The organism is Klebsiella sp. Shm-1 (assembly GCF_040804525.1).
GTDB lineage: Bacteria > Pseudomonadota > Gammaproteobacteria > Enterobacterales > Enterobacteriaceae > Klebsiella > Klebsiella pneumoniae.
In genome coordinates this window covers 3,747,789-3,771,665 of sequence record NZ_CP161823.1, presented here as the reverse complement: position 1 = coordinate 3,771,665, position 23,877 = coordinate 3,747,789, and the positions used below count along the sequence as shown (strand labels likewise).

The 23,877-nt window shown below is 59.6% G+C and carries 21 protein-coding genes and 1 pseudogene; 8 read left to right on the top strand and 14 right to left on the bottom strand.

The annotated features are described in order from the left end of the window. Positions 1–9: 9 nt before the first annotated feature. Both betB and betI read right to left on the bottom strand, forming a co-directional pair. The gene (betB, locus tag AB1E37_RS18595; protein ID WP_004191424.1) at positions 10–1,482 is read right to left on the bottom strand and encodes a betaine-aldehyde dehydrogenase; all 1,473 of its coding nucleotides are present in this window, start codon (positions 1,480–1,482) and stop codon (positions 10–12) included. A 13-nt stretch (positions 1,483–1,495) separates the two neighbouring features. Beyond that, positions 1,496–2,083 (bottom strand): transcriptional regulator BetI, encoded by a 588-nt coding sequence (gene betI, locus AB1E37_RS18590; RefSeq protein ID WP_004151671.1) that lies wholly within the window; start codon positions 2,081–2,083, stop codon positions 1,496–1,498. A gap of 128 nt (positions 2,084–2,211) precedes the next feature. Between betI and betT the strand changes: the two genes are divergently transcribed. Continuing rightward, positions 2,212–4,245 (top strand): choline BCCT transporter BetT, encoded by a 2,034-nt coding sequence (gene betT, locus AB1E37_RS18585; RefSeq protein WP_004142478.1) that lies wholly within the window; start codon positions 2,212–2,214, stop codon positions 4,243–4,245. 45 nt (positions 4,246–4,290) lie between these two features. On the opposite strand, the gene ivy is transcribed toward betT, so the two are convergent. Further along, on the bottom strand, positions 4,291–4,737 hold the full coding sequence (ivy, locus tag AB1E37_RS18580) for an Ivy family C-type lysozyme inhibitor (RefSeq protein WP_004178946.1): 447 nt from the start codon (positions 4,735–4,737) through the stop codon (positions 4,291–4,293). Between the two features lie 224 nt (positions 4,738–4,961). Here ivy and AB1E37_RS18575 point away from each other — a divergent pair. Together AB1E37_RS18575 and AB1E37_RS18570 are read left to right on the top strand one after the other, a co-directional pair. Beyond that, positions 4,962–5,382 (top strand): annotated as a pseudogene (locus AB1E37_RS18575) (hypothetical protein). Next, on the top strand, positions 5,283–6,218 hold the full coding sequence (locus AB1E37_RS18570) for a mechanosensitive ion channel family protein (protein ID WP_306173734.1): 936 nt from the start codon (positions 5,283–5,285) through the stop codon (positions 6,216–6,218). The pseudogene AB1E37_RS18575 and the gene AB1E37_RS18570 overlap by 100 nt, the downstream one beginning before the upstream one ends. Here AB1E37_RS18570 and AB1E37_RS18565 read toward each other — a convergent pair. Continuing rightward, a complete protein-coding gene (locus AB1E37_RS18565) occupies positions 6,215–7,108 on the bottom strand; it encodes a LysR substrate-binding domain-containing protein (protein ID WP_032447403.1) in 894 nt (297 codons plus the stop codon). The two genes, AB1E37_RS18570 and AB1E37_RS18565, sit on opposite strands and share 4 nt — an antisense overlap. Before the next feature lie 254 nt (positions 7,109–7,362). Between AB1E37_RS18565 and AB1E37_RS18560 the strand changes: the two genes are divergently transcribed. Beyond that, positions 7,363–7,968 carry a glutathione S-transferase gene (locus tag AB1E37_RS18560; RefSeq protein ID WP_032447404.1) on the top strand — a complete coding sequence of 202 codons (606 nt, stop codon included), beginning with the start codon at positions 7,363–7,365 and terminating at the stop codon, positions 7,966–7,968. A 52-nt stretch (positions 7,969–8,020) separates the two neighbouring features. Here AB1E37_RS18560 and AB1E37_RS18555 read toward each other — a convergent pair whose 3' ends face one another. The 8 genes from AB1E37_RS18555 to AB1E37_RS18520 form a co-directional block, all read right to left on the bottom strand. Further along, entirely contained in the window at positions 8,021–8,806 is a 786-nt protein-coding gene (locus AB1E37_RS18555; protein WP_004151668.1) for an SDR family oxidoreductase, read from the bottom strand. Positions 8,807–9,006: 200 nt separating this feature from the next. After that, the gene (locus tag AB1E37_RS18550) at positions 9,007–9,804 is read right to left on the bottom strand and encodes an SDR family oxidoreductase (protein WP_002893589.1); all 798 of its coding nucleotides are present in this window, start codon (positions 9,802–9,804) and stop codon (positions 9,007–9,009) included. Positions 9,805–9,864: 60 nt separating this feature from the next. Further along, positions 9,865–10,932, bottom strand: coding sequence for an ABC transporter permease (locus AB1E37_RS18545; RefSeq protein WP_002893591.1), 1,068 nt, complete (start codon positions 10,930–10,932; stop codon positions 9,865–9,867). Positions 10,933–10,949: 17 nt separating this feature from the next. Then, complete coding sequence (locus AB1E37_RS18540) at positions 10,950–12,494, bottom strand: sugar ABC transporter ATP-binding protein (protein WP_032447405.1); 1,545 nt, start codon at positions 12,492–12,494, stop codon at positions 10,950–10,952. Between the two features lies 1 nt (position 12,495). After that, entirely contained in the window at positions 12,496–13,116 is a 621-nt protein-coding gene (locus AB1E37_RS18535; protein ID WP_004223554.1) for a DUF2291 family protein, read from the bottom strand. 43 nt (positions 13,117–13,159) lie between these two features. Next, positions 13,160–14,095, bottom strand: coding sequence for a D-ribose ABC transporter substrate-binding protein (locus AB1E37_RS18530; protein WP_002893597.1), 936 nt, complete (start codon positions 14,093–14,095; stop codon positions 13,160–13,162). 159 nt (positions 14,096–14,254) lie between these two features. Beyond that, the gene (locus AB1E37_RS18525) at positions 14,255–15,775 is read right to left on the bottom strand and encodes a glycerol kinase GlpK (RefSeq protein ID WP_004191412.1); all 1,521 of its coding nucleotides are present in this window, start codon (positions 15,773–15,775) and stop codon (positions 14,255–14,257) included. Positions 15,776–16,124: 349 nt separating this feature from the next. Then, a complete protein-coding gene (locus AB1E37_RS18520) occupies positions 16,125–17,075 on the bottom strand; it encodes a sugar-binding transcriptional regulator (RefSeq protein WP_002893602.1) in 951 nt (316 codons plus the stop codon). 374 nt (positions 17,076–17,449) lie between these two features. On the opposite strand from AB1E37_RS18520, the gene AB1E37_RS18515 reads away from it, so the two are divergent. Together AB1E37_RS18515 and AB1E37_RS18510 are read left to right on the top strand one after the other, a co-directional pair. Further along, positions 17,450–18,280, top strand: a complete 831-nt coding sequence (locus AB1E37_RS18515) for a transketolase (protein WP_002893603.1) — start codon at positions 17,450–17,452, stop codon at positions 18,278–18,280. Then, positions 18,273–19,208 carry a transketolase family protein gene (locus tag AB1E37_RS18510; RefSeq protein WP_004223565.1) on the top strand — a complete coding sequence of 312 codons (936 nt, stop codon included), beginning with the start codon at positions 18,273–18,275 and terminating at the stop codon, positions 19,206–19,208. The genes AB1E37_RS18515 and AB1E37_RS18510 overlap by 8 nt, the downstream gene beginning before the upstream one ends. A gap of 51 nt (positions 19,209–19,259) precedes the next feature. On the opposite strand, the gene entD is transcribed toward AB1E37_RS18510, so the two are convergent. Next, positions 19,260–19,883: an enterobactin synthase subunit EntD gene (entD, locus tag AB1E37_RS18505; RefSeq protein WP_025862089.1), complete on the bottom strand. Its 624-nt coding sequence runs from the start codon at positions 19,881–19,883 to the stop codon at positions 19,260–19,262. Positions 19,884–19,949: 66 nt separating this feature from the next. Beyond that, the gene (fepA, locus tag AB1E37_RS18500) at positions 19,950–22,178 is read right to left on the bottom strand and encodes a siderophore enterobactin receptor FepA (RefSeq protein ID WP_029884206.1); all 2,229 of its coding nucleotides are present in this window, start codon (positions 22,176–22,178) and stop codon (positions 19,950–19,952) included. Between the two features lie 259 nt (positions 22,179–22,437). Here fepA and fes point away from each other — a divergent pair, with 259 nt between their 5' ends. Together fes and AB1E37_RS18490 are read left to right on the top strand one after the other, a co-directional pair. Beyond that, the gene (gene fes / locus AB1E37_RS18495; protein ID WP_284302726.1) at positions 22,438–23,646 is read left to right on the top strand and encodes an enterochelin esterase; all 1,209 of its coding nucleotides are present in this window, start codon (positions 22,438–22,440) and stop codon (positions 23,644–23,646) included. 27 nt (positions 23,647–23,673) lie between these two features. Further along, positions 23,674–23,877 (top strand): MbtH family NRPS accessory protein, encoded by a 204-nt coding sequence (locus AB1E37_RS18490; RefSeq protein ID WP_004176919.1) that lies wholly within the window; start codon positions 23,674–23,676, stop codon positions 23,875–23,877.

Below are 23,877 nucleotides of genomic sequence, written 5' to 3'. Positions count from 1 at the left end.
ACCTCCCGGTTAAAATATGGACTGGAATTTACCCATCTCAACCTGGATGGACTTCACCTGGGTGTAACTCTGCAGCGTCATGACGCCGTTCTCGCGGCCAATGCCGGAGTGTTTGTAGCCGCCAACCGGCATTTCCGCCGGGGATTCCCCCCAGCTGTTGATCCAGCAGATGCCGGCTTCCAGCTGGTGGATAATTCGGTGAGCGCGGTTGAGGTTGGGCGTCACCACGCCGGCGGCGAGGCCGTATTCGGTGGCGTTGGCGCGGCGAATGACCTCCGCTTCGTCGGCATAGCTGAGGATCGACATCACCGGGCCGAAGATCTCTTCGCGCACGATGGTCATCTCGTCGCTGCAATCGGTAAACACCGTCGGGGCGACCCACGCGCCGTTATCGAAACCGTCGCCTTTCAGCGCCTCGCCGCCGCACAGCAGGCGCGCGCCTTCGCGTTTGCCGCTCTCGATATAGCGCAGAACGTTGTCGCGATGGGGGAAGCTGACCAGCGGGCCGAAGTTGGTGTCATCGGCAAACAGATCGCCGGGGCGGATGCGGGCCACCCGCTCGAGGATCTTGTGCTCGAATTCCGCCTTCCGTTTCGCCGGGACAAACACCCGGGTGCCGTTGGTGCACACCTGGCCGGAGCTGTAAAAGTTGGCCATCATGGCAATATCGGCGGCGAGGTCGAGGTCGGCATCGTCGGCGATAATCAGCGGCGATTTGCCGCCCAGCTCCATGGTGACCTCTTTCAGTGATGAAGCGGCCGAGTTGGCCATCACTTTTTTGCCGCTGGCGACGCCGCCGGTGAAGGAGATTTTGGCGATGTCCGGATGCTCGGTCAGATACTGGCCGGTTTCCGCGCCGATCCCTGGCAGGACGTTAAACACCCCGTCCGGCAGGCCCGCTTCGCTGTAAATTTCCGCCAGCTTGAGGGCGGTCAGCGGGGTGACTTCGCTCGGTTTGAAAATCATCGCATTGCCAGCGGCCAGCGCTGGCGCCGATTTCCACAGGGCGATCTGGATCGGGTAGTTCCACGCGCCGATCCCGGCTACCACCCCCAGCGGTTCGCGACGGGTATAGACGAAGGAACTATCGCGCAGCGGGATCTGGCTGCCTTCCAGCGCCGGGATCAATCCGGCGTAATATTCCAGCACATCGGCGCCGGTGACGATATCAACGGCGGCGGTTTCGCTGAGGGGTTTCCCGGTATCCAGCGTCTCCAGCCGCGCCAGCTCATCGTTGCGCTGGCGCAGAAGGTCGACGGCGCGACGCAGGATGCGCGAGCGTTCCATGGCGGTCATCGCCGCCCAGATTTTTTGCCCACGCTGCGCGCTCTCGACGGCGCGGTCGACATCCTCGCGTCCGGCAGCCTGAACGGTCGCCAGCACCTCGCCAGTGGCAGGGTTGATGGTCTCGAAGGTGCGACCGCTGGTGGCCGATGTATAACCACCATTAATATAAAGCTGCTGTTCTGCCATTCGGGACATAACGCCTCCTCGGTTATGGGTTCGGTAAATGCTGACGAATAAAGTGGCTGGTCAGCGACTGCGCCAGCGTTTTATCCAGCGGTTTGCCGCTGAGCGCCGCCCGCAGCCACAGGCCGTCTATCAGCGCCGCCAGCCCGTAGCCGGCCTCCTGCGCCTGCTCGCGCGGCAGCTCGCGGCGGAATTCGTACACCAGATTCGACAGCAGGCGACGGCTGCTGACCTGCTGTAACCGATAAAGCATCGGCTGGTGCATGCTGCTGGCCCAAAAGGCCAGCCAGGCCTTCATCGCCGCGCTGCTGATCTGCGTCTCATCAAAGTTGCCGCCGACAATCGCCTGCAGGCGCTGGCTGGCGCTGCCGTCCGGCAGAGCGTGTAGACGGTTGAGCACCGCGTCGCGCAGCTGGCTGGTGATGTCGCGCATGGTCGCCTCCAGCAGACCATTTTTGTCTTTGAAATAGTGACTGATGATCCCCGTCGATACGCCCGCCCGCCGGGCAATCTGCGCGATGGTCGCGTCGTGCATTCCGACTTCATTTATTGCGTCCAGCGTGGCGTCGATCAGCTGCCTGCGCCGGATCGGCTGCATCCCCAGTTTGGGCATTTTTGCCACTCCATTCATCAGCGTTGGTTAACTATTAAAGCGGTTTTTGATTGGACGTTCAATATAAAATGTGTCTTAATTGTTGCGGATTTGGATTTTAATAGTTACAAAAACAGTGGGGATACTGGATGACAGATCTTTCGCAAAGCAGAGAAAAGGACAAAATCAATCCGGTGGTTTTTTATACCTCGGCCGGACTGATTTTGTTGTTTTCCCTGATGACGATCTTTTTTCGCGATTTTTCTGCCGAGTGGATTGGGCGCACCCTGGACTGGGTGTCGAAAACCTTCGGCTGGTACTATCTGCTGGCGGCGACGCTGTATATCGTCTTCGTCGTCTGCATTGCCTGCTCGCGCTTCGGCTCGGTGAAGCTCGGGCCGGAGCAGTCAAAGCCCGAGTTCAGCCTGCTGAGCTGGGCGGCGATGCTGTTCGCCGCCGGCATCGGCATCGACCTGATGTTCTTCTCGGTCGCCGAGCCGGTGACGCAATATATGCAGCCGCCGGAAGGGGCGGGGCAGACCATCGAGGCGGCGCGCCAGGCGATGGTCTGGACCCTGTTTCACTATGGCTTAACCGGTTGGTCAATGTATGCCCTGATGGGCATGGCGCTGGGATACTTTAGCTATCGTTATAATTTGCCGCTCACCATCCGCTCGGCGCTGTACCCGATTTTTGGCAAACGGATCAATGGGCCCATCGGCCACAGCGTCGATATTGCGGCGGTGATCGGCACCATCTTCGGCATCGCCACCACCCTCGGTATCGGCGTCGTGCAGCTCAACTACGGTCTGAGCGTGCTGTTCGATATTCCGGACTCGCTGGCGGCGAAAGCGGCCCTGATTGCGCTGTCGGTGATCATCGCCACCATCTCGGTCACCTCCGGGGTGGACAAGGGCATCCGCGTGCTCTCCGAGCTGAACGTCGCCCTCGCGCTGGGGCTGATCCTGTTCGTGCTGTTCATGGGCGATACCTCCTTCCTGCTCAATGCGTTAGTGCTCAACGTCGGCGACTACGTCAATCGCTTTATGGGCATGACGCTGAACAGCTTCGCCTTCGACCGGCCGGTGGAATGGATGAACAACTGGACGCTCTTTTTCTGGGCGTGGTGGGTGGCCTGGTCGCCGTTTGTGGGCCTGTTCCTGGCGCGCATTTCGCGCGGGCGCACCATCCGCCAGTTTGTGATGGGCACCCTGATTATTCCCTTCACCTTTACGCTGCTGTGGCTGTCGGTGTTCGGCAACAGCGCGCTGTATGAGATCATCCACGGCGACGCGGCCTTTGCCCAGGAGGCGATGGCCCACCCGGAGCGCGGTTTCTATAGCCTGCTGGCGCAGTATCCGGCGTTTACCTTTAGCGCGTCGGTGGCGACCATCACCGGTCTGCTGTTTTACGTTACCTCCGCCGACTCCGGCGCGCTGGTGCTGGGGAATTTCACCTCGAAGCTGAAGGACATCAACAGCGACGCCCCGAACTGGCTGCGCATCTTCTGGTCGGTGGCCATCGGTCTGTTGACCCTCGGGATGCTGATGACCAACGGCATCTCGGCGCTGCAGAACACCACGGTGATCATGGGGCTGCCGTTCAGCTTTGTGATTTTCTTCGTGATGGCCGGACTGTATAAATCTCTGAAAGTGGAAGATTACCGCCGGGTCAGCGCCAGCCGCGACACCGCCCCGCGCCCGATGGGCCTCCAGGATCGTCTGAGCTGGAAGAAGCGCCTGTCGCGGCTGATGAATTACCCCGGCACGCGCTATACCAAACTGATGATGGAGACGGTGTGCTACCCGGCGATGGAGGAGGTGGCGCAGGAGCTGCGGCTGCGCGGCGCCGCGGTGGAACTGAAGAGCCTGCCGCCGGAAGAGGGTGAGAACCTTGGCCACCTCGATCTGCTGGTGCACATGGGCGACGAGCAGAACTTTATCTACAAGATCTGGCCGCAGCAGTACTCGGTGCCGGGCTTTACCTATCGGGCGCGCAGCGGGAAATCCACCTATTACCGGCTGGAGACCTTCCTGCTGGAGGGCAGTCAGGGTAACGACCTGATGGACTACAGCAAAGAGCAGGTGATCACCGATATTCTCGACCAGTACGAGCGGCACCTGAACTTTATCCATCTGCATCGGGAAGCGCCGGGGAACAGCGTGATGTTCCCGGATGGCTAATCAGGGAAGCCCCCGTCGGGGAAAGGCTGACGGGGGCGATGGTCGTTACTGGTAGTTAAAGGCGTCCGGATGGTTGTCGAGGCTGCCGCTGAGGGCGGCAAACAGCACGGTTTTGCCATCGATGGACAGGGCATCGCTGACGTTAAGCCAGGTCAGCTTCTCCTGGTCGGTTTTTTCATCGACCACCGAGTAAACGCCGGACATCTGTTTGCTTTTTTCCGACCAGATCACCGCGATACGTTCATGGCCGCAGTCGTGGGGTTTACAGGCGCTTAACACCTGCCAGGATTCGCTACCCAGTTTCACCGTCTGCGCGGGCGAACCGGTGCCGCCGGTGGTCACCCAGGCGGGCAGCTGATGGCCTTTGACCATCTGGTTAAACGACGCCCGGGTGGCGGCATCGTGAGCCAGACTGTTCAGCGTGACATCGCCTTGCGCCATAACGCTGGCGGAGGCGGCTAAGGCGACGATAGCGGTAAGAGCTTTAAACATGTTTCCTCCTGGACTTATTCCGTCCTCATAACAAGCCTCTTTATAGTGAGCGTAGAGAATGATTAATGCAAACTCTGACATATTTTCTGTGAATGATTAGAAGCGGTGCGCGCATGGACGTTACGCTAAGCGATATGCCATGATGCGGATTGATTTATTTTCCAAATATATGCCCTTGGGATAAAGCAGTTAGCGAAGTGGCATAGTTATTCAGGCGATAAAGCATGGCGTATGTGAATCATCTACTGACGTTTATTGAGAGTAATCCGGCGCTGGCGGTGGGGTTTAATCTTATTCTGCTGCTGCTCTCCGGCATATTTGCCCATCTTTTATGCAAGTTCTTGCTGATTAAAGTGGTGCGTAAGGTCTTCTTTAGTAGCCACAAACAGGATGTGCCGCTGGAGAAGGATCGACGCATCGCCGAAAAGCTGTCCAATTTCATTCCGGTTATTATCGTCTATTACGTTCTGCAGTTTATGCCGGCGATGCCGGCATCGCTGGTGACGGCGATTAATACTATCTGCGGGATCTTGTTTTTTATTTTTATGTCGGTGTTTTTCAACGAGATGCTGGATATTGTCAACAGCTCCTATCTGCGAAAGACCAAACGTAAAAATCATTCCATTAAGGGCTATATCCAGATAGGCAAAATCTTAGTCCACATCCTGGCGGCGATCATGATCCTCGCCGTGATGTCGAACAAATCGCCGATCATTATCATCTCCAGTCTGGGGGCCGTGGCGGCGGTACTGATGATCGTGTTCCAGCATACTCTGCTGTCGCTGGTGGCGAACGTTCAGCTGTCGTCCAACGACGTGCTCCAGCTGGGGGACTGGATTGAAATGCCTGACAAGAACCTCAGCGGTGAGGTGACGGATATCGCGCTGCACACCATTACCATCCGCAACTGGGACAATACCATCTCCCGTATCCCGACCAAGAATTTCCTCACCGAGACCTATACCAACTGGCAGGCGATGTTCTCCTCCGGGGCGCGGCGGATCATGCGCAGTATCGCCATCGATCAGCACTCGGTGCGTTTTCTCGACCAGGAGATGCTCTCCTCGATGCTGACCATCCGCGGGGTGAGTGAGCCTCTGGCGACGCTGCTTGACGGCCGGGATCCCGGCGGCGTGGCCGACCGCTGGTTTATCGATAACGGGCTGACCAACCTGACCCTGTTTCGCCACTATCTGATGCACTATCTCGCCGAGCGGCCGGATATTATTAAGGAGATGTACATTGTGGCGAGAACGCTGAAACCGTCGCCGTCGGGTATCCCGCTGGAGATTTACTGCTTCACCTCCTCGACGCTGTGGAAAGACTACGAAAACACCCAGTCGGCGATATTTGAGTACATTACCGCGGTGGCCGGACAGTTTTCCCTGCGCCTCTATCAGTATCCCGCCGGGCACGATTTCTGGCGTCTCTCCCAGGAGCACGCCGCCCGGACGGGCCTGCCGCCGTCGGCCGAAGGCTAAGCGCTGATCTGCTGGCGCCAGAGGGCGATCTCCTCCTCCAGCCAGGCGATGAACCGGGCGACTTCCGGCCGGTTCTCCGCCTGCGGGGAGACGGTTAGCCAGTAGTGCCAGGGGTAGGGGACGGTGACGGCGGTGAGCTGCACCAGCTCGCCGCGGGCTATCGCCCCCGCCACCAGGGAGCGCCGCTCCAGCGCCACGCCGGCCCCCAGGCGGACCGCCTCCAGCACCAGATTGGAGTCGTTCAGGCGCAGGCCCGCGGGGACGATCGGCTTTTCCAGCCCCGCCTGGCTGCACCAGGCATGCCAGGACTCCATGGAAAAAATAATATCGCTGGCGGCGATCGCCTGCGGGGTGGTCGGCAGGTTACCGCCGCGATAGCCGGGGGCGGCGACCACCAGCTGTTCATCGGCAAACAGATGCCGGCTTTCCATTCCCTCCCAATCGCCTTGCCCCATGCGAATGGCCAGATCGATACCCTCCTGTTGCAGGTTAACCACCGCCAGGCTGGTCAGCAGGCGCACCGCGATCTGCGGATGCCGCGCCTGAAAGCGCGCCAGCCGCGGCAGCAGCCAGTGACAGCCAAAGGAGGGGAGCGTCGCCAGGGACACTTCCAGGGTGCGGGGTTTGATCTGCACCATGCGCGTGGCGTCGGCGATGTGCTGTAACGCCTCGCGGATTTGCAGGGCATAGAGCCGTCCTTCTTCCGTGATGCGCACTCCGCGGCCGTGGCGGATAAAGAGCGTGACGCCGACCAGGGCTTCCAGCTGTTTGATGTGCTGGCTGACCGCCGAATGGGTCACGCTCATCTCGTGGGCGGCCTGCGTTACGCTGCCGAGGCGCGCCACCGCCTCAAAGCTGCGCAGGCTGGCGACAGGGGGAAAATCTGCCATGGTGATCTCTCAGTCAGTGAGTCGATACGTTAACGTTACTACCGGGTTAGCGGGTTTTATAGCCGCCGCGAACAGGCTGAAAAAGGGGCTAAATGCCGCCTCAGTCGGTATAGCACAAGGGGGACTGGAGGGCTACAGCGAGTCGCCAATCTGTTAGTTTTACTAACCGTTGCGGTAAGTATCTGGTGATATTCGCGGCATCGGTTTTCCAGTAAGGTAAAGCCGCAACCTCTTTATCGCAGGCAGGAGTGACGATGAAACTCATTGGTATGATGGATTCACCTTATGTAAGACGCGTGGCGGTTTCTCTGGCGCTCTATGGCGTGGAATTCGAGAGCCTGCCGCTATCGGTCTTTAGCGGCTTTGACGAATTTTCCCGCATTAATCCGGTGGTCAAGGCGCCGACGGTGGTGCTCGATAACGGGACGCAGCTGATGGACTCCACGCTGATCCTCCACTATTTCGAAACGACCAATCCGGCCGGGCGCCGGCTGCTTCCCGCGCATCCCGAGGCGCTGGCCCGCGATCTGCACCTGCTGGGGGTGATCCTCGCCGCCTGTGAAAAAGCGGTCCAGCATGTTTATGAGTACCGTCTGCGGCCGGAAGAGAAGCAGCATCAGCCGTGGGTAGCCCGGGTGACCGGCCAGCTGCTGGCCGCCTGTCGGGAGTGGGACGCCCGGCTGGCAGACCGCGCCGCCGCCGCGCAGCCGGATCAGGTGCTGGTCACCAGCACGGTGGTCTGGTCCTTTATCCAGTTGATGATCCCGGCGGTGGTGTCGGCCGCGGCGTTTCCGCATATTCGCGCGCTGGCGGAGAAGGGGGAGGCGCTGCCGGCGTTTCAACAGTATCCGCTGGGTTAACGGCAGGGGTGGAGAGGGGCGCCGCAGCGTGGCGCCCTGAAGCAGGAGAGGATCACCAGCAGACAAACCCGCCGTCGACCACCAGGTCTACGCCGGTGCAGAACGAGGCGGCGTCGCTGGCGAGGAACAGCGCCGGGCCGGCCATCTCTTCCACCTTCGCCATCCGCTGCATCGGCGTCTGGCTTTCAAACTCGCGGGTCTGGTGCACCATCTCCGGACGGGTATTCATCGGCGTGGCGGTATATCCCGGACTGATGGAATTGACGCGGATCCCTTTGCCCACCCACTCCATCGCCAGGCTTTTCGACAGATGGATCACGCCGGCTTTGGAGCAGTTGTAATGCGCCTGGTCGAGGCCGCGGTTAACAATAATCCCCGACATCGAGGCGATATTGATAATCGACCCGCCGCCGGACTCCAGCATCAGTTCCGCTTCCGCTTTGCAGGAGTTCCATACGCCAGTGAGATTGATATCGATCACCCGCTGCCATTGCTCGCTCTCCATCTCCAGGGCCGGATTGGCGTTGGCGATCCCGGCGGCGTTAACGGCGATATCGAGGCGGCCATAGCGGCTTTTGGCCAGCGCGACGGCGGCGCGCAGGTCGGCAATCTGGCGGACATCGCCGTTATAAGAGCAAGCCTGACCGCCGATGGATTCAATATGGCTGACCGTTTCCGCCAGCCCGCCGTCGTCGCGAAGATCAAAACAGACTACCCGTGCACCCGCGCTGGCGAGGCTGCAGGCGATGGTCTGTCCGATGCCGCTGCCGGCGCCGGTGACGAAGGCGACGCGATCCCGCAGGCTAAATAGGTGTTGTGCAAAGTCTTTACCGATCATAATGTTTATTCTCTTCAATATAGTGTCGAACGTCGGGAGCCTGGCTTCCCGGATGGTGGTGCGCCGCGCCTTATCCGGGCTACCTTTCGGCGGTGTTACGTAGCCCCGGTAAGCGTAGCGCCACCGGGGGGCCGTCCCGGAGTGGTAGCGCCAATTCGGGACGCCTTATTCGGGCGATGGGGCCCGCTAACCCGCGGGGATTACGACATAATCAAACCGCCATCGATATTGATGGTCTGCCCGGTGAGATAGCGCGCGTCGTCGGAGGCGAGGAAGGCCACCAGCCCGGCCACGTCTTCCGGCTTACCGGCGCGTTTCATTGGGATCCCTTCGACCCATTCCGCCATCAGTTCGCCCTTGCCGTAGCGCTTCTGCTCGGTGCTGAGAATTTCGCCCCACACGCGGTCGTTGTAATCCCACATCTCGCTCTCAATGATGCCGGGGCAGAAGGCGTTGACGGTGATATTCCACGGTGCCAGCTCGTGCGCCAGGCTTTGGGTAATGCCGATCACGCCCATTTTGCTGGCGGCGTAGTGCGGCGTGTAGATAAACCCCTGTCGCCCCTGGCCGGAAGAGGTGTTGATCAGGCTGCCGTGATTCTGTTTCACCATATATTTGGCCGCCTCGCGGCAGCACAGCCACACGCCGGTGGTGTTGACCGCCAGCACTTTTTCGAAATCGGCTTTTGGCATCCGGTCGTAGTAATCGATGGTGATCACCCCGGCGTTCTGAATGGAGACGTCGATGGTGCCGAAGCGCGCGGCGGCCTGCTCATATAGCCCCTGAACCTGGGCTTCATCGGTGACATCGACCTGCAGCGATAAAATATCCGCCTGATAGCGCTGACGCAGGGTTTCGGCGGTCTCGTGAACGCGCTCGGCGTTGGAGACCATCACCAGATTCGCGCCGTCGCGGGCAAAGCGCTCGGCAATGCCTGCGCCGATGCCGCGGCAGGCGCCGGTGATCACCACCGTTTTGTTCTGGAAATCTCGTTGCATATTTTTTCCCTTTCGCTGAGCCGGGCACCAGGCCCGGCGGAAGATGTGAATCGTTGCCGGTTAGCTGGAGGTGGCGCCGTTGGGGGGGATGGCGGCCAGTTTTTCCTCGTGGCGGCGCATCAGGATGACCTTGCTCTGCAGCTTCTGCTGGAACTGGTCGACGACCACAGCGGTGACAATCACCACGCCTTTAATCACCATCTGCCAGAAGTCGCTGACGCCCATCATCACCATGCCGTCGGCAAGGAAGACGATGACGAAGGCGCCGATAATTGACCCGGTCACCCGGCCGCGGCCGCCGGCCAGCGCGGTACCGCCGAGCACGGTGGCGCCGATGGCGTCCATCTCAAACATGTTGCCGGTCATCGGGTGCGCGGTTTGCAGCTGTGATGCGACGATCAGGCCGACAAACGCCGCGCACAGGCCGGAGAAGGCATAGACGAATATTTTCGCTTTCACGATCGGCACGCCGGCGAGGCGGGCGGCAGACTCATTGCCGCCGATGGCGTAGATGTAGCGGCCAAGCGGCGTTTTAGTGGTCAGCCAGTAGCCCAGCACGAGGAAGCCGATCATCAGCCAGATCGGCAGATAGACGCCGAGCAGGGTGCCGGATCCGAGGGTGGCGAAACCGGTGTTGCCCAGCGCTTCCATGCCGTTGAGATTCGGGTAGGTGCTCCCGTCGTTAAACAGCAGCGCGGAGCCGCGGGCGACGTACATCATGCCTAAGGTGCAGATAAACGGCGCCACGCCGAAGCGGGTGATCACCGCGCCGTTGACCAGACCGACCAGCACACCGAAGATCGCCACGCAGAGGATCACCTCCGGGACATTAAAGAAGAGGATATCGCCGTTCCACAGCGGCAGGCCGTTGGTCAGCAGCGCGCCCGCGACCATGCCGCAGATCCCCGCCACCGCGCCGACGGACAAATCAATGCCGCCGGTGAGAATGACCAGCGTCATGCCGATGGCCAGCAGGCCGGTGATCGCCACGTGCTGGGTCATGATCAGCAGGTTAGAGGCGGTCAGGAAGTTGGGTACCATCACGCTGAAGAACGCGATCACCAGCAGGAGGGCGATAAAGGTGCGGGCCTTCAGCAGGTACATATAAATCATATATTTCTGGTTCATGATGGATTCCAGCCTGATTAATCTTGAGGTGTTGAAGCCGCGATTAACTGTTCGCGGGTCACCGCATGGCGCGGTAAATCGGCGGTAATGCGGCCATCGGCCATCACCAGGATGCGGTCGGCCAGGGCCATCACCTCATCCAGTTCCGAAGATGAGAACATCACCGCCAGCCCCTGCTGAGCCATTTTGCCGATCAGGTGATAGACGTCGGTTTTCGCGCCGACGTCGATGCCGCGCGTCGGTTCGTCGAGGAACACCACCTGCGGCTGGGTCATCAGCGCTTTACCCAGCACCACTTTTTGTTGATTGCCGCCGCTCAGCGAGGTGATGGGCAATGTGGCGTCGCTGACCTTGATCGCCAGCTGCTGGATCATCTCTTTCACGCAGGTCTCTTCTTTTTGCGGGTTCAACCAGCGCCAGGCGCGGCGGAACCCCTGCAGGCTGAAATCAGAGAGCGTCATGTTGGCCTGAATCGACATCATCTGCACCACGCCTTCGCCCTGACGGTCCTCCGGCACCAGCGCCAGCCCCTTTTTCAGGCGCTGTTGAAAGCGAGATTTGCCGATGCTTTCGCCGTTAAGATGCACCTCGCCGCGCTGGCAGGGCATCAAGCCGACCAGGCCTTTAAACAGCTCGGTGCGCCCGGCGCCCAGCAGGCCGTAAATACCGATCACTTCGCCTTTGCTGAGGGTGAAGGTGACGTCATTGAGCTTGTAACCGCCGCTGGGATGCAGCGCGGTCAGCCCTTTGACGTCAAGCACTGCGTCGCCTTTTGGCGCCGGTTGATAATCAAAGTGTTTTTTCTTATCACCGACCATCTGCTCGATGATCCACGGTACGCTGGCGTCGCTGACGTGACGCTCGCTGATAAAGCGACCGTCGCGGAAAATGGTGATGTTGTCGCCAATCTCCATCAGCTCTTCGAGGCGATGCGAGATATAGATGATGGTCACGCCGCGGCGCTTAAGCTGCGCGATCACCTTGAACAGCACATTGACCTCAGACTGGCTCAGCGCCGAGGTGGGCTCGTCCATGATCAGCACGCGGGTGTCTTTCGACAGGGCGCGGGCAATCTCGACTAACTGCTGGTGGCCGATACCGAGTTCACCCAGCGGAGCGTAAGGATCGACATCCAGCTCCAGCCGTTCCAGCAGCGATTTGGCCAGCGCGTACTGGTATTTTTCGTTAATGCGTCCTTTCTGAAAGAATTCATTCGCCATGAAGATGTTGTCCATCACATTCATATTGGGAAATAAATTCAGTTCCTGAAAAATAATACTGATGCCCAGTTTTTCTGCCTGATGCGTCGACTGTAATGAAACTGCTTCACCATCGAGGATAATTTGCCCGGAGGAGGGCGTTTCAACGCCGGCAAGCATTTTCATCATGGTGGATTTACCCGCACCATTTTCTCCGATCAGCACGTTGACCTTATTTCGATAGACCCGGTAATTGACATTATCCAGGGCGGTTACGCCGGGATAGACGCGCGACAGGCCGCGGGTTTCGATAATCACTTCGGACTCAACGGGCTGGGAAGCGACGAGATCGTGCGGCGCCATATTATTGTCCCCCTGTATGAATGATTTTCGCCGGGGTAATTTCCGGGAGAGTTTGTGGAATATCCCAGGCCGAGAAGACGCCGTACACCTCCACGCTGTCGCCGGTTTTGACGTTGGCTGTCTGAATCATTTTGACCGCCTGACTGTTGATATTCTTGCTGTACTCGCCGAACAGCACCTGGTCATTAAAGTCCTGATAGCTGGCGCCGCTGTAGCCGTCGCGCAGCTGGGTGCCGCGCAGGGTAGGGCCAATCTGCACCGTCACCTTCCCGACGCTGGCGTCGGTCAAGGTCATTTTGCCGCTGCGCGAGGCGGTATCGAGTTTGCTGACGGTACCTGAAACCTTGACGTAGAAGATGCAGGGGTTTTCATCCTGCGCACGGTAGCCGAGGGTTTTACAGGCGCTATCAATGTCTTTTGCCGCCTTGAGCGCGCTCATCAGTTCCGCCGCCGGACGCGCTTTCGTCACCACCTGCGGTACGATGCTCTGCTGCCAGGTTTTATCCATATTCGCCATATGCGGGTTGGGCGGGGATTTCAGGTCTGCCAGCTCCTGCTGCGAGACGATGCGACAGCCCCCTAGCGCCAGTACGGCCAGCGTCAGACAGGTTTTCTTAAACATAATGCTCTCCTCTGCGCCCCCGCAGGGGCGCAACCACCCGAACTCAGGACTTAATGTTGAAATCCTGGACTTTATCGGCGTTATCCTGAGTAATCAGAATGCCGCGGAACATCACGCGCTGCTTCGCCGGCTTCTCGCCTTTTTGCAGGTAGTTATCCAGATCGGTGACGCCCTGAGCGGCGATGGCCTGCGCCTGCAGCATCACGGTTGCCTGCAGGGTGCCGGCTTTCACGGCGTCGCGCTCATCGTTGCTGCCGTCGATGCCGACGACAATTACATCGCTACGGTTGGCCGCTTTCAGCGCCGCAATCGCGCCAAGGGCTACCGGCCCGTTGCCACAGATGACGCCTTTCACGTCGGGGTGCGCCTGCAGGATGCTGTCCATGATGCGTTTGCCGTCGATCAGGGTGCCTTTGGCATCCTGTTTCGCCACGCTGACCATATCCGGATATTGGTCAATGACCTGATGGAAAGATTTAGAACGGGTGACGCAGTTATTATCGGCAAGGTTGCAGGTCAGCTCGGCGTATTTGCCTTTCTCCGCCATTTTCTCGACGAAGACGTTGGCGACCTCAGAGCCGGCCTGGAAGTTATTGTGGGTAATTTGTTCCAGTGCCACATCATCAACCGGAATTTCGCGGTTAATTAAGACCACCGGAATGCCCGCTTTTTTGGCTTTTTCAACGGCGGCGACGCTGGCGGTGGAGTCAGCGTTATCGAGAATAATGCCCTGCACTTTTTTACCAATCGCGGTGTCGATAAGCTCATTCTGCTTTTTGACATCTTCGCCATGGGACAGCACGGTGGTTTTGTAGCCGAGAGCTTGCGCTTTTTCGCTGGCGCCTTTGGCTTCCGAGGCGTAATACGGGTTATCCAGCGAGTTGACCATGATCATAATGGTGCCTTTCTCCGCGGCGTGCGCGGCAAAGGAGAAGGCGGTCAGGGTCGCAGCGGTTAAAAGGGTTATACGTAATTTCATGACTCTGTTCCTGTATTTTTATATTCGAACAAATGAGCCCCTGAGCGGGCAGGCTTTTACGGTCTGAAATTTCCCCTAATGTATTCGGGGATAGCGATATCGTTATGGGCCGGGTTTCTCCTGTGATAAGTGAATGCGTGTCGTCGCGCAGTCTGGCGGTCAGGCTGGCGAGTCCGGTTTCCATAATGTTCGGTCGACCGCATGGCGCCACTCCTGCCAGCGCGTTTGTAAGCGCTGGTGGCGGGCCATGTCGGGCTGAAAGGTGCTATGTTCGGTTAAGAAGGCCTGCAGATCGGCGGTCGATCCCGGATGGAGCGCTTTGCGTGCCAGCAACGCCGCGCCGATGGCGGACAGCTCCGGCACGTCGCTGCGCATCACCGGGCAGCCGAGCAGATCGGCCTGGTATTGCATCAGCCAGTCATTGTTGGTCGGCCCGCCGTCCACCATCAACGCCGTCAGGGTGAACTCCTCATGCTGACGCATCGCCACCACCACGTCGGCTATCTGATAGGTGATGGACTCCAGCGCCGCACGGATCAGATGCGCGCGTTTCACCCCGCGACTCAGGCCGCAAATCACGCCGCGGGCGCTGTCATCCCACCAGGGCGCGCCAAGACCGGTCAGCGCCGGCACGAAGTAGACCCCGAGGGTTGAGTCGACGGAGGCGGGGAGGGTATTCAGCTCATGGGCCAGCTCGGCGGCAGAGAGTTCGCTCAGTCCGGTGCTGTCCGCCATCCAGGCGACAGCATCGCCGGTGTGGGGAATATTCCCTTCCAGGCCCCACACCAGCTGGTCGCCATCGTGCCAGGCGACGGTGGTCGCCAGCGCGTCGATATCGCACTGCGCCGATTTGACCGGGGCCATGACCGAAGAGCCGGTGCCGTAGGTGGCTTTGACGCAGCCTGCCTCGCCGAGCGCGTGGCCGAACAGCGCGGCGTGGGAGTCGCCGATCATCGACATGATCGGAATACCGTCCGGAATGGCGGCCAGTCCTTTGGTATGGCCGAAGAGGCCGCTCGACGGTTTAATTTCCGGCAACGCCGCGCGCGGAATGCCGAACAGCGCCAGCATCTCGTCGTCCCACTCGCCGCGGTGCAGGTTCAGCAGCTGGGTGCGGGAGGCATTGGAGTAGTCGCAGCAGAAGGCTTCTCCAGCAGTCAGATTCCACAGCAGCCAGCTGTCGATGGTGCCGAGGCAAATTTCACCGCGTTCGGCGCGCAGGCGGCCATCGACAGTCGCATCCAGCAGCCAGCGCATTTTGGAGGCCGAGAACAGCGGGGCGATTGGCAGGCCGGTGGCACGCTTAATGTGCTGTTCCTGACGATCGTGACGCAGCGTGTCGCAGAACGCGGCGCTGCGGGTGCATTGCCAGGTAATGGCCGCGTTAATCGGTTCGCCGCTGTCGCGATACCAGCCGATGGCGGTTTCCCGCTGGTTGCTGATAGCCAGCGCGGCGACGTTTTCCGCGCCAACGTGGGCCACCGCGCTGGCGATCACCGTCAGTGAGGCGGTAACCAGCGCTTCGCCCGATTGCTCCACCCAGCCGTCGCGCGGCGTTTGGATCGCCAGCGGCTGCGAGAATTTGACGATAACTTTGCCCCGGCTATCCAGCACCACCGCTTTGGCGTTGGTGGTGCCTTCATCCAGGGCAATGATGAACTCTTTTGCTGTCGCCTGCATCGTGCTCTCCTCGGTCACTCGGTGTCCTGGAACCGCGAAGACGAGGAATATCTCCCACCGTCTCCTGCGTCTGTGCAGGCCATGTTGTGACATTTCATTATCATCTTTTTAATCACTGAATATATATTCGATAGTGATTATTTATTTGATACCTTAAGCCACAAACCCGGTGACGGGCTACCGGAAAAATCATCAATTGTGCTGGCAATCACATTTCGCCGATCGGCGAAAGCGGCGATAGGCGGCTGGAGTGGTTGATTAACTGATTGAATTTAAATGTATTAACAGAGCCAGCCCTGAAGCTAAAAAAGCACGTCAGGGCGGCAGAGAGGAAAAGCAGCGCGGCAGGTTAGTCGCTAACCAGCATGCGAGCGGTAGGGTAATCGGTGATTAAAACATCAATGTAGCCGCCGGTGAGGGCGCCTTTGATGGCCGCGACTTTGTCGGTACCGCCGGCCAGCGCGACCACGTTCGGGCATTTTTTGACCTTCTCCAGCGCCATACCGATCACCGGATCTTCATCATCGCGTAACACCGGATGGCCGTTTTTGTCGTAGTAGTGCAGGCAGATATCACCCACTGCGCCGCGCGCCGCCAGCACCTGCAGCATATCTTCGTGATAGTAGTTACCGGAGGTTTTCAGCAGTTGAGAGGGTTCGAGAATGCCGATGCCGACGATGGCGATATCCACTTCATCAAAGCGCGACACCACGTCAGCGACGTCTTTGCTGGCCAGCAGCCGGTTGCGCTCCTCCATGGATCCTTCGATGCTCTGTGACGGCAGCAGCCAGGCGTCGCAATTCAGGCGCTGGGCGAGGGTCTGGGTAAGAATCGTCGCCTGCACGTTACCGTTTGGCCCGACGCCGCCGAGCAGTTGGATCACGCCGCTGGCTTTCAGGTTTTGCGCATGAACTTCATCGACCATCGCGCGAATGGTTGAGCTCCACGAGGAGACGCCAATCAGATCTTTTGGCCGCAGCCGGGTTTCCAGATAGTGGGCGGCGGCGGAGCCAATCGCCCGCTTGATGGTATGATCGCTGGCCTCTTCCTCGGTATCCACCACCACCGCCTGCTTAAGGCCGTAGCGATCCTCAAGCCCTTTTTCGAGCTTCAGAAAGATGTTGGACGGCTGAACGACGCTGATCTTGACGACGCCTTCTTTCTGGCAGCGGGTAATGGCGCGGGAGACAAATGACTGAGACAGCGAGAGAAGTTGGGCGATATCAGACTGCTTTCGTCCTTCCAGATAGTAAAGCGTGGCAATCTTAACCAATAGCCGTTGTTCATCCTGCTTAGCCATATTAATCCTCGAAAATCATTTATCGCCTTTCTTCAGGCGGTTAGCTGCAGCCATTATCGTAGTGACTTTTATCATACGCGAAAAAAAATCAGACTTAAGTGTGACAGGCGTCTAACTTTTGCCAATCCTCAAAATCGACTATGGACAAAAACAAAACAGCCAGGCCATAATCGAATAAAGAATCATTATTGAATATATATTCAAGGCGATTTCGAGTCAATGTGTTTATCCGGGCTTCGCCTGGAGCGGGAGGCAGAATGTTCCTGAGTAGGGCGCTGTGGCAGAAGGCTTACCACCCGGCATAGGGATATCTGGTTTTTTTAGTCCTTGCTGGAATAAATATTCCATGCTGAAAATAAATTCAGAGGTGTGAAATGAATCCCTACAGATATGATATTCAGACGCTGGAGCGTAAAGCCCGCGCGGTGCGGCGCCATATTGTGCGCTTAAACGCCAATAGTCCGGCCGGCGGCCACACCGGGGCTGACCTTTCGCAGGTCGAACTGTTAACCGCGCTCTATTTCCGCGTCCTTAACGTCGCGCCGGACCGGCTCGACGACCCGCAGCGCGATATCTACATCCAGTCGAAAGGCCACGCCGTGGGCTGCTACTACTGCGTCCTGGCGGAAGCCGGCTTCTTCCCGGTCGAGTGGCTGGAGACCTACCAGCATGCCAATTCCCATCTCCCCGGCCACCCGGTGCGGCAAAAAACGCCGGGCATCGAGCTCAACACCGGCGCGCTGGGCCACGGTTTGCCTGTTGCGGTGGGGCTGGCGCTGGCCGCGAAGAAAAGCAACAGCACCCGCCGCATTTTTTTGATCACCGGCGACGGCGAACTGGCGGAAGGCAGTAACTGGGAAGCCGCCCTGGCGGCTGCACATTACGGCCTGGATAATCTGGTCATTATTAATGATAAGAACAACCTCCAGCTGGCCGGGCCGACGCGCGAAATCATGAATACCGATCCGCTGGCCGATAAATGGCGCGCCTTCGGTATGGAAGTCAGCGAATGCCAGGGTAACGACATGGCCTCGGTGGTCTCGGTCATCGAGGGGTTGAAGCAGGAAGGTAAACCCAACGTTATTATTGCCAACACCACGAAAGGTGCCGGTATTTCCTTTATCCAGGGGCGCCCGGAGTGGCACCACCGGGTGCCGAAAGGCGAAGAAATTGCACTGGCACTGGAGGAACTGAAAGATGAGTAATGCAGAACACCTGGCTAACGTCATGGTCGAAGCCTTTATCGCCGCCGTGGAGCGCGGCGTCGATCTGGTGCCGGTGGTAGCCGACTCCACGTCAACGGCCAAAATCGCGCCGTTTATTAAACAGTTCCCCGGCCGGCTGGTGAACGTCGGCATCGCCGAGCAGAGCATGGTCGGCACCGCCGCCGGTCTGGCGCTGGGCGGAAAAGTGGCTGTGACCTGTAACGCCGCGCCGTTTCTTATCTCGCGGGCCAATGAGCAAATCAAAGTGGATGTCTGTTACAACAACACCAACGTCAAGCTGTTTGGCCTTAACGCCGGAGCCAGCTACGGCCCGCTGGCCAGCACCCACCATGCCATTGACGATCTGGCGGTGATGCGCGGCTTCGGCAATATCCAGATTTTCGCCCCGTCCTCGCCGCGCGAATGTCGGCAGATTATTGATTACGCCATCGGTTATCAGGGGCCGGTCTATATTCGCCTCGATGGCAAGGCGCTGCCGGAACTGCACGAAGAAAGCTATCGCTTTGTACCGGGCGCGATCGTCACGCTGAGGGAAGGCGATGATATCGCGCTGGTGGCCACCGGCTCGACGGTGCATGAGATCGTCGATGCGGCGCAGATGCTGGCCGACGCGGGGATTCAGGCCAAAGTGGTGAGCGTGCCATCTCTTCGCCCCTGCGATACCGCCGCGCTGCTGGCGGCGCTGAAGCCGTGCAAAGCGGTGATTACGGTGGAGGAGCATAACGTCAACGGCGGGGTGGGAAGCCTGGTGGCGGAAGTATTAGCTGAGGCTGGGGTGGGTATCCCGCTCAAACGTCTGGGGATCCCGGATGGTGAGTATGCGGCGGCGGCAGATCGCGGCTGGCTGCGTAAACACCACGGTTTCGATGCCGCTTCCGTCGCGGAGCTGGCGCAGAAAATGCGCTGATTTTTCGCCGTCTAAAACCGATAACCCGTGCGGAATGCCGCGCGGGTTTTTTTACGGCGCGCAGAGCGTGATGATGTATTCCCCTGCCTGAATCCATTGCAGCCGATACTCCACGGTGGAGAGCCGAAGACGCAGATTTCCTTCCTTTATTGCAGCCAGCGTAAAATCGTTAAAACCGACGCCCGCCTGTACGTCGGGATGGCAGGCCTTAAACCCACTCTCTTTTGCCGAAAACGCCAGCGTCAGCGCCAGCGGGTAGGGCAGGCCGCTGCGCAGCAGCGCCGTTTTTTCCGCCGGGCTGATAATGCTGCTCTCCAGCTCCGCGGCCAGCTGTGGGGTAAACCGGCGCTCGATATCGACGCCCACCGGCCGATCGGCGATCACCGCCAGCGCGCGCTGGCCGCAATGACTTATGCTGCCGAACCAGGGCGTGGGCCACAGCGGCTGGCGCCGATCGCCGATGGCGGGAAGCCGTTTCTCCCCCACCTCGCGCAGGGCGTATGCCGCGGCGATGCGTCCGGCCAGGTGCTCCGCCTGCCGCTTGCGGCCCCACCCGGTCAGGCTGGCGTGATAGGGCAGCCAGAACAGATCTTCAGGCTGGAAAGTCGCCGGGTCGAAGTCGATCTGCTGGATGGTATAGCCGGCCAGAGGCAATGCGGTGCGATGGTGGCGCATAGGGTAAGGTTACCGCGGTTGCCCCCGCCCTTTGTCCAGCAAGGGCGGGGGAGGGAGAACCCGCTATCAGAAGTGGGTGTTGACGCTCAGGTACCAGGTGCGGCCCGATTCATTGTAGGTCTCGGCGCCGGCGCCGTACATCGTGCCGGTGGCGCCCCCGGTGGTCTGGGCGTTGCCCGCGCGCCAGTGGCGCTTATCGAAGACGTTATCCACGCCGCCGGTCAGACTGACGTATTTGGTGACGTCCCAGGTCGCGCTCAGGCCGAGGATGCTGTAGGGGCTAACCTCGTTCTTCTCGCTGCCGGTGACCGGTTGACCCTTGTAGTTGTACTTCTTCGGCTCCTGCTTGCCGTACCAGGTGAAGGTCGACTGCAGCGAAACGTCATCGCGAACCTGCCAGCTCAGGGTGGAGTTCAGCGTGTATTCCGGGATAATCGACAGACGATCGCCGGTCTCTTTGTTCTTACTCTGCAGCATATAGGTGATGTTGTTGGTCCAGTTGACGGTCTCGCTCACCGGAACGTTCAACGTCCCCTCCAGACCTTCCACCACCGCTTTCGGCACGTTTTCCCACTGGTAGAGATCGGTACCTTTATTGTTTTGATAGACCGGGGCATAGCCCGCTTCAATCTTGTTGCGGTAGTCGTTGCGGAACCAGGTGACGCCCGCCAGCCAGCCGTCGCGTTTAAACTCGAGGCCAATCTCTTTGTTGATGCTGGTCTCGGCTTTTAAGTCGTCATTACCCTGCAGATAGCAGCCGTCTTTACTGGCGTAGCAGCCCTGGCCTTTACTGTAGAGAATGTAGTTCGGGTTGGTCTGATACAGGCTCGGCGCTTTATAGGCGCGGGCGATGCCCATCTTCAGCGTGAAGTCATCCCACAGGCCCTGCGACAGGTTGAGGGACGGGCTCCAGTTATTGCCGACAATGCTGTGATGATCGAAACGCAGCGCCGGAGTCAGCATGGTGGTGTCGGTCAGCTCCATGTTGTTCTCGGCGAACAGCGAGAAGATTTCCGCCTGCGAGTACGGGCTGCGGCCGGTGCTGTCGTAGCCCGGAATTTCGCCTCCCGACAGCGCCTGGGTGTTGGACGCGTTATCCTTCATCCGCTGTTGATTCCACTCGCTGCCCAGCGTCAGGTTCTGATTAACCAGATAGTCGAAGGGAATGCTGACTTCGCTGTGCAGCATCACATCCGCCAGATCGATATCCGTGAACTGGTTGCTGTTAAAGATCCCCTCGGTGCCGCCGGCCAGGCCTTCGCCTTTGCGCGAGTTGCGGGTGCGTTCGTACTGCGCCCAGTTGCTGGTGGTCACCCCGTTGTCCCAGGCGCCGTTCCAGGTAACCGAGTAGGTGTTGCGATACAGACGGTTGGTCTCTTTACCGTAGTTCTCTTTTACCAGGTCGTTGGTGTTGGTGTTCTGGGTGTCGCCAGCGTAGAGGTTGCCCTGGCGGCTGTAGCCGGCCTCAAACTCCAGCGACTGCATCGGAGCGAATTCCCAGCGCACCAGACCATCGATGTTTTTGTTTTTCACCCCTTCGCGCCCGGCCGGCAGGGTGTCGGCATAGATCCCGGTACGTTCGGACTGATGGCCCTGGTTGATATCCCAGGCGTCGGCCTGCGTTTTGTCGAGATTACCGAACAGGCGGAAGCTGAAATCGCCGCCCAGCGGGCCGCTGAGGCTGAAGTTAGTGCGTTTGGTGGAGCCTTCATCCTTGTGCTCCGGGGCGTTCATATAGGTGTTCCATGAGCCGTGCCACTCATCGCCGGTTTTTTTGGTGATGATATTCACCACGCCGCCGGCGGCGCCGTTGCCGTAGCGGGCGGCGGCCGGGCCGCGAATCACTTCGATACGTTCGATCATCTCCGGCGGCACCCAGCTGGTATCGCCGCGGGTGTCGCGCTCGCCGCGCCAGCCAAGGCGCACGGAGTTGCGGCTGGTGACCGGCTTGCCGTCGATCAGGATCAGGGTATTTTCCGGGCCCATGCCGCGGATATCAATCTGGCGGTTGTTGCCGCGCTGGCCGCTGGTGGAGTTGCCGGTCAGGTTGACCCCCGGCATGGTGCGAATGATCTCCGAGACGTCGCGCGCCGGGGGGCGTTTGCGGATCTCATCGGCGGTGATGGTGGAGACGCCCGGCGCCTGCAGGTTCTGCTCGGCGGCGGTGACCACCATGGTCTCTTCAGCGGCGCTGTTTTTATCGTCGGTGGCGGTTTCCGCTGCGCTTAACGGAAAAGCAACCCCGTAAATTCCCAGATTGACCAGCAAGGCCAGGGATTTGATCCTGTTATTCATTGTTATTCCTGCTTTTTGTCGCCACGTTCCCCAAACGCCCCTTCCCACCGGGAGGGGAGGCGGCATAAATGTTGCCAAAAGCGGGCAAAGGCACTCCGTCGCTGGCTGAATAAGCCCGATTTGACATGTTCTGATGAAAGACGCGCTTCCCACGGCGCGCTAATACGCTATTGCAAATGCAAATAGTTATCAATAATATTATCAATAAATAATGACAATTAATTAAAAAAGTCACGCTATACATAGGGTTAATGACAGAATGTTAAGGACAGGAAGCGAGGTGTGGTGGCAAACCCTGCGGGGGCCGCAGTGCCGCGCAGTGGATGACGCCATCGAGGTAACGTTCTGGTGGCGGGACCCGGCGGGGGATGAAACCTGCTCTCCCCATCGTCGGGTATGGCTCTATATCACCGGCGTGACCGACCACCATCAGAATGCGCGGCCGCAATCGCTGCAACGTCTCCCCGGGACCGACGCCTGGTTCTGGCGCACTACGCTGTCGCCGACCTGGCGCGGCAGCTACTGTTTTATTCCCTCCGACCGTGACGATGATTTTTCCCCTGAGGTGTTCAGCGCTGATGCGCCCGACCGCGCGCTGCTACGCGAAGGCTGGCGCAAACTGCTGCCGCGGGCGATAGCCGATCCGCTGAACCCGCACAGCTGGCGGGGCGGACGCGGCCATGGCGTGTCCGCCCTGGAGATGCCGCAGGCCCCCGCGCAGCCTGGCTGGGACCCGCTTAATGAGGCACATCCTGCCGCCCGTTGCCTTGAGTGGCGCAGCGCGCGTCTGGGCAACCATCGCCGGGTCTGGATCTACACCACCGGCGAGGCTGTCGACCCGCAAACGCGGCCGCTGGCGATCCTGCTCGACGGCCAATTCTGGGCCGAGAGCATGCCGGTGTGGTCGCCGCTGGCCGCCCTGACCCGCGAGGGGAGACTGCCGCCGGCGGTCTACCTGCTGATCGACGCGATCGACAACCAGCGCCGCGGGGTTGAGCTGCCCTGTCACCGCGATTTCTGGCTGGCGGTGCAGGAGGAGCTCCTGCCGCTGGTCCACGGCTATGCCCCGTTCAGCGACCGCCCGGATCGGACGGTGGTGGCCGGGCAAAGCTTCGGCGGTCTGGCGGCGATGTTCGCCGCTCTCAACTGGCCGCAGCGCTTTGGCTGCGTGCTCAGCCAGTCAGGCTCCTACTGGTGGCCGCACCGTGATGGCCGCGGGACGGGCTTTATCGGCGAACAGCTTCGCCAGGGTGAGGTGTCCGCGGCCGGGCTGCGCGTCTGGCTGGAAGCGGGCCAACGCGAACCGATCATTTTTCGCGCGAACCAGGTGCTACTGGCGCAACTCACCACAACACAGCAGACGATTTTCTGGCGTCAGGTTGACGGCGGGCATGATGCGCTTTGCTGGCGCGGCGGGCTGACGGCAGGGCTTATCCAGCTCTGGCAGCCTCTGCTGTCGCACCCTTAGCATCGCGTTTTACGACAGGAGTTTGATATGCAATTCAGTAACCCCTTCGACAATCCGCAAGGGCAGTTTTACATTCTGCGCAATGATCAACAGCAGTACAGCCTGTGGCCGGCGCACTGCGACCTGCCTGCCGGCTGGACGGTGGTGTGCCCCCCGCAGTCGGCCGAGGCCTGCAACGCCTGGCTGGCGGCCAACTGGTCGACACTGACCCCCGCCCATCATGCGTCATAA